This is a genomic window from Leptolyngbya cf. ectocarpi LEGE 11479 (genome assembly GCF_015207065.1).
In the GTDB taxonomy this organism is placed as follows: Bacteria; Cyanobacteriota; Cyanobacteriia; order Phormidesmidales; family Phormidesmidaceae; genus Leptothoe; species Leptothoe ectocarpi.
This window is the reverse complement of record NZ_JADEXP010000382.1, coordinates 1-6,102: the sequence shown is the minus strand read 5'-3', so window position 1 is coordinate 6,102 and position 6,102 is coordinate 1. Positions and strand designations below refer to the sequence as shown.

The 6,102-nt window shown below is 46.2% G+C and carries 4 protein-coding genes; all 4 read left to right on the top strand.

Translation table 11 applies throughout. The features are described 5' to 3' along the window. Positions 1 to 1,284: sensor histidine kinase (locus tag IQ260_RS26285; RefSeq protein ID WP_228016452.1), on the top strand; the 1,284-nt coding region annotated here is incomplete at its 5' end. Between the two features lie 85 nt (positions 1,285 to 1,369). Continuing rightward, entirely contained in the window at positions 1,370 to 1,795 is a 426-nt protein-coding gene (locus IQ260_RS26280) for a response regulator (protein WP_193996040.1), read from the top strand. 366 nt (positions 1,796 to 2,161) lie between these two features. Then, complete coding sequence (locus tag IQ260_RS26275) at positions 2,162 to 4,735, top strand: EAL domain-containing protein (RefSeq protein WP_228016451.1); 2,574 nt, start codon at positions 2,162 to 2,164, stop codon at positions 4,733 to 4,735. A gap of 256 nt (positions 4,736 to 4,991) precedes the next feature. Continuing rightward, a partial coding sequence (locus IQ260_RS26270) for a hypothetical protein (RefSeq protein WP_228016450.1) occupies positions 4,992 to 6,102 on the top strand: 1,111 nt, incomplete at its 3' end.

Genomic DNA, 6,102 nt, shown 5'->3' with positions numbered 1-6,102 from the left:
GTCTGGCTTCGCTTCATGGCGCTCCAGACCAACCCCACGATCAGCAGCGCTCAAATGCCTCCCAATCAATGTCAGCCATTGCCAGATGATTCGCAATGTGACCCTTTAGCGCTCAGGATAGCGTTTCAGGCGTTATTCAAAAAACGTCAGGCTACATACCTACTGGTTGATCAACAGCACCATCTCATGGCTGTGTGTGTTGACGCCCTCGGTTTACTTCCCATGCAAACGGAAGATAACAACACTTCTAAAGACGTTATTACACTACTATCAAATAGCTTACGATACCCTGTTATCGATTTGCTCAGTAAAGCACAAACGACCGGCGAAGCGAGCTGTAGCAGTTATCAGATTGATTTATCTGCTAATCTATTATGTCCTGTTACTATTCTTGTTACCCTGCATACTGCCATGGGCACGCAAGAGTTTTTATCAGTGTTGATCGAGCGAGAAGAGTCTATGTCTCTGGATGCGACATACTACTCGCGAATGATAGAAATCGTAGAGGAGAATAACCGCTTGCAGGTAGAAGTCCTAGTGCAGAGAAGAAATGAACAAGAACTAGCCCAGCAGGCTCAAGCTTTAGCTCGTTCCAACGCCAATCTAGAAGAATTTGCCTATGTTGTATCCCACGATTTGCAGGAGCCGCTACGGGCAATGACAGCCTTTTCTCAGCTATTAGAACAGCGATATGACAGACAGCTGGATGTTGCTGCCAAACGTTATATCAGTCATATCGTAGATGGTGGCATCCGGATGAAAGCCATGATTGATGGTATTCTCGAACTTTCTCGTATCAATAATAAAAAACTCTCTAACAGTAGTCCCACTGCTCTCGATCACGCCCTTGACATTGCCCTAGAAAATCTAAATCTTATCTGTCTTGAAACTCAAGCGACAATCCATCACAGTACGTTGCCTACACTCTATGTAGATAAAAATCACATTGTACAATTGCTCCAAAACTTGATTGGCAATGCTATTAAGTTCCGAGGGTCAGAGCCGCCTCAGATTAATATTATGGCTAAGCCGCAACCCGATAAGTGGCTGTTTAGTATCGAAGATAATGGTATGGGTATTCCCCAGGATCAACAACAACGGATCTTTAAACTCTTTCAACGGCTACACAACCAACAAGAACAAAAAGGGTACGGTATTGGTCTAGCCATCTGTAAAAAAATTGTGGAGCATTACCAGGGGGAGATTTGGTTAGAGTCATCCCTTGGCAACGGCTCAATTTTTTATTTCACCCTTGCCGTGGAGGCCTATTCAAACGAAGCTTAAGGTTTGCTTATGGAGCTACTTCAATTGTAAGCCCCCTCGTTAGGATAAAGCCGCCCTCCAAAGCGTTAATACATCTGCCCACGTCATGGACGTCACTATTCTTCTAATCGAAGATTCACCCACCGATGCGGCCATCCTGTCAGCGGCCTTTGATGATATTGGCTGTCTATGGTCAATTCAGGTTGTCCAGACGGCAGATGAAGCCTTGGACCTACTACAGCAAATTGATGATAGTGCCCACGCCCATCCTCAACTGATTTTGCTTGACTTAAACTTGCCGGGTAAAACCGGTCATGACATGCTTGAAGCAATCAAATGCAATGCAGTATGGCAGACCATTCCTACCATTGTTTTATCTAGCTCCGCTACACCGCAGGATATTTACAAGAGCTACCAACTGCATGCAAATGCATACATCACTAAGCCAGCGGATTTTAGTGAGTATCGGCTGATTGCCCAAAAAATCAACGACTTTTGGCTCAAGACAGTACAGTTGCCAACCGGTGAATAGATAAGAACCGTCAGGAGTACAGCTTAAGTCGGGCACAGTTGACACCTGCTCTGACAAACTCGGTAACAGCTGGTAGGGCAGGGCAAATGTTTTCTATCTCAAGAATAAGTATTTTCGCGATATACAAGCTATATCGAGTTTTCTTATTATATTTCTACACCATTCAACCTCGTTTATTGAATTTAGGCAGATTGCAAGCTCTTGTCTGTTGAGGCTAGTTCCCCAGAGTATAGCTTGTGTGATGCTACCCCAAAGACTGTTATTGACCCATCCATTACAAATTTATTTGCCAACTATGTTTCTATATCTGTGTAACCATTGTCTATCTGGAGATTAAGAGACTATCTCAGGTTTAGTCAAACCGCTATGGGTGACTGTACTTATGAGTCTGCTTTGCTTTCGACCATTGCTCCGCCCTTAAATACACTGACATATACATTTAATATGACGACAGGTATAGATGCATTATTGATCGAAGACAATCTATCGGATGCTCAACTTTTTCAAGAGCTGTTAACCTCATCTGAACTTCTAGAAACAACGCTACACCACGCTGAACGTTTTAATGAAGCCATTATGGCTTTGGAGACTAATCATAACAACTTCGATGTGGTTCTGTTGGACCTCTGTTTACCTGATGGTCAAGGTGTAGAACTGGTTAAACAAATTAAAGCACTAGTGCCTAAAGTGCCGGTTGTTGTGCTGACAGGTATTCAAGATCAAAACGTTGCCATTGCTGCTCTCCAAGAGGGTGCTCAAGACTATCTGGTGAAGTCGGATACCTTCTCACCGGAACGTCTACAGCGCTTGGGGTACGTGGATGTGGGTAATTTACTGGCCAAGACTATTCAATATGCCATTGAGCGCACAGAGCTGACCAAAAAGTTGGAGATTAGTGAAGAGCGCTATGCCCTAGCCGTACAAGGGGCAAATGATGGTATTTGGGATTGGGATCTCAGGACGAATACTATTTGTTATTCCCGCCGCTGGCAAACGATGCTGGGACTAGACGACAGCAATATCAGCAATGCTCCAGAAGAATGGCTAACTCGCATTCATGCGGACGATCGCTCGGATTTTGAACAGCAGCTGCAAGCACATCTAGATTTTCACTGGTCAAATTTTCAATGTGAGTATCGAATTTTGCATAGTGATGGTAGCTATCGGTGGATGTTAACCCGTGGCATGGCTCTGTGGGACGAAAAAGGTCATCCTTATCGAATTGCTGGTTCCCAGACCGATGTTACCGACCGCAAAAAACTTGAGCAATCCCTCCACCAAGAAAAAGAACTAGCGCAAATTACCCTCCATTCTATTGGTGATGCTGTCATTACAACGGATGAGTATGGCTATATCAAAGACTTTAATCCGGTAGCCGAGAAACTTACTGGCTGGCTGGCTAAAGAAGCAAAACAACGTTCGATTTCGGAAGTTTGCCAGATTATCGACAGTAACACTCGCCGACCATTAGAAAATCCAGCTTTACAGGCTATCAAAGAGAAACAGGCTATTAGTCTTAGTAATCATCCCACTTTAATTTCTAAAACAGGCCAAGAATTTGCAATTGGAGACTCGGCAGCTCCCATTCGTTCAGCTGTGGGTGAAGTTTTGGGGACTGTTCTCATTTTTCATGATGTGACAGAAGAACGAGGGCGAGCCAAACAGCTGGCCTGGCAGGCATCCCACGACCCACTTACGGAACTCTATAACCGTAAAAAGTTTATTAATTCTCTCGATGATGCCATTGATGAACTCTCCACCCAAGAGTCACAGCATATGCTGTGCTATATGGACTTGGATCATTTTAAGGCTGTTAACGATACCTGTGGTCATGCGGCTGGGGATCACCTCTTGCGCCAGGTGGCGGATCTGTGGCGGGATCAAATTCGTCAGACAGATGTTCTGGCCCGATTGGGCGGTGATGAGTTTGGCTTACTGTTGTACAACTGCAAAGTGACCCGTGCGAGTCAAATTGCTGAGTCATTTTGTCGTAGCATCCAAGCCTTTCGCTTTCTCTATGATGGCAAGGTATTTAGCATTGGCGTTAGTGTCGGTATTGTCCCGATTACCTCTAACAACGTCGGCAGTGAGCAAGCGATGCAGCTGGCCGATGCGGCCTGCTACACGGCTAAAAATAAGGGTCGTAATCGGGTTCAGATCTATCATCCAGACGATGATGGTATCCATCGCCAAACGGAAGATGTGCAATGGTTCTCACGGGTGACAGAAGCGTTAGATGAGGATCAGTTTCAACTTTACTACCAGACAATTGAAGCGGCGGTTCCTGACTCTACAGATACCCGGTTATGTGAAATCTTACTCCGTTTGCCCAATCGGCGTACGGGGACGATTTCACCGCCGATGGCCTTTTTACCGACGGCTGAACGTTATAGCCTCATGCCCCGTATTGATCGGTGGGTGGTGGATCGGTTTTTTACCTATTTGGTTTCCCATACCCCGGCACCAAATACTATCTACAGTGTAAATCTATCGGGGTCTAGTCTCAATGATGAGAGCTTTATCAGCTTTTTAGAGGAGCAGCTCAAACAGTATCCGGTTAATCCTCAGATACTCTGTTTTGAAATTACTGAAACTCTAGCTATTGCTAATTTACAAAAAACGGCGGATCTAATTTTGAAACTCAAAAAAATTGGCTGTCATTTTGCACTGGATGACTTTGGCAGTGGCATGTCTTCGTTTAGTTATTTAAAGCATCTACCCGTGGATTATCTCAAGATTGACGGTAATTTTGTCAAAGAAGCGCCGACAGATGAAGTGCTCTGCGCCATGTTGCAATCAATTAATAATATTGGCCACATTATGGGGTTAAAGACAATTGCTGAATATGTTGAGAATGCAGCTGTCTTAGAAAAGGTGCGGTCCTTGGGGATAGACTATGCACAAGGCTATGCTATTAGTCGTCCGCAGCCGCTCCTATAGTTTCTCCTGGGATGTTTACGAGGCTGCATTAACGCTACCAGGTGCCTAACTTAAATATCGTTAGAGAGCATATCGCTATATTTCTTAAGCATTGGTATAGCTAGTTTAGGGAAAGCAGCGACTCTTAGTGAAAAACGTGAGAATCGTAGCTATGTTTGCTAGGATTGCCCCTATGCTGTAGCTAATTGGCTGTAGCTAATTTATAGGTTGCAATGGTTGCAGGTGATAGGGGCAGGTCTCTGACAGGTGTTTGAGTATGCGGTATTGGGAGTTTTTAATTCAGCAAGAGGGGGATCAAACCTGGCTGCCGTTGGAAACACGGCAGGGGGAGATCTTAGAAGGCCGCTATCGTATGGCTGCCCATACTAGCTACGACGACACCTCTGTTGAAGTGCGGGTCAGCCAGTTGCTGCTCGATGAAATGCCCCCCCGCCGTCGTGTCCGTAAACGTAGGGCCGTGACAAATGACTCGGGACTTTTGGCTATTTTTCCGTTTATGCAGCTAAGTCCTGGTCATTGGGAAATTGACTGTAACAGTCCTGATGTCATTGATGATTTTTTGGGTGAGAGCTGGCATTATTCTGTCCAGCTGCAGGTGATGCCTCGGGATGAGGATGATTGGGAACCTGACTGGTCAGGGGTAGCCTCTGAGAATGAGCTAGCTCAGCTGCTAGATGTTGATACTGCTGGGGCAAAGAATAGTCTGAAAACGGACAGTTCAAAAACGGACGTTTCCACTACTGCTCCGATCATCAATGCAACTGCTCAGGCCGATGTGCAACTACAGCTGAAGCAGCAAGCCTATGTCACCCAGTTGGGGCAAACGTTGACCCTAGCAGGTCAGCTCTTACGAAGCTCGGGGGGGGCAGTGGCTGGTCAGCTTTGGGTCCAGCTACGCGATCCCCAAACGGCTAGCACCCTGCAGGAAATGACTTTTGATTTGCCTAAGCAGTCATTGCCATCACCGTTTTTGGTCACGGTTACATTGCCCGATGAGCTGTCTACTCAGGTCATACTGGGGGCGATTTCGCTGATTGACCCAGAGCAGGTGGCGTTAGCGTCTGCCTCCTTTACAGTCACCATTGGTCTAGCCCAAATGCTAGATGCGATCGCAAATCAGTCAGACTTAGACTTTGAAGAAGAGATCTCCATTTTTCCTGGCACCACTGAAGCCTTGGTCCCTCCGGGTGAAAAAACAGAGGCGCTGCTGACTCAGGACACCCCGCTTATTCCCAAAGAGATTATCCCCTCCGAAGGATTGACGCTGCCACCGCAACTTAAGCCGCCGGGCACCACTGATGCTGACCGGCAGCCAGAACTGCCAACGTTCCCAGAGCCTAATCGGCCTTCTGTCACCAGCGCTGCTG

Excerpts from the sequence above, each read along its gene's own strand:
- IQ260_RS26280 (WP_193996040.1), top strand. The coding sequence starts at position 1,370 with ATGGACGTCACTATTCTTCTAATCGAAGATTCACCCACCGATGCGGCC.
- IQ260_RS26275 (WP_228016451.1), top strand. The coding sequence starts at position 2,162 with ATGGGTGACTGTACTTATGAGTCTGCTTTGCTTTCGACCATTGCTCCG.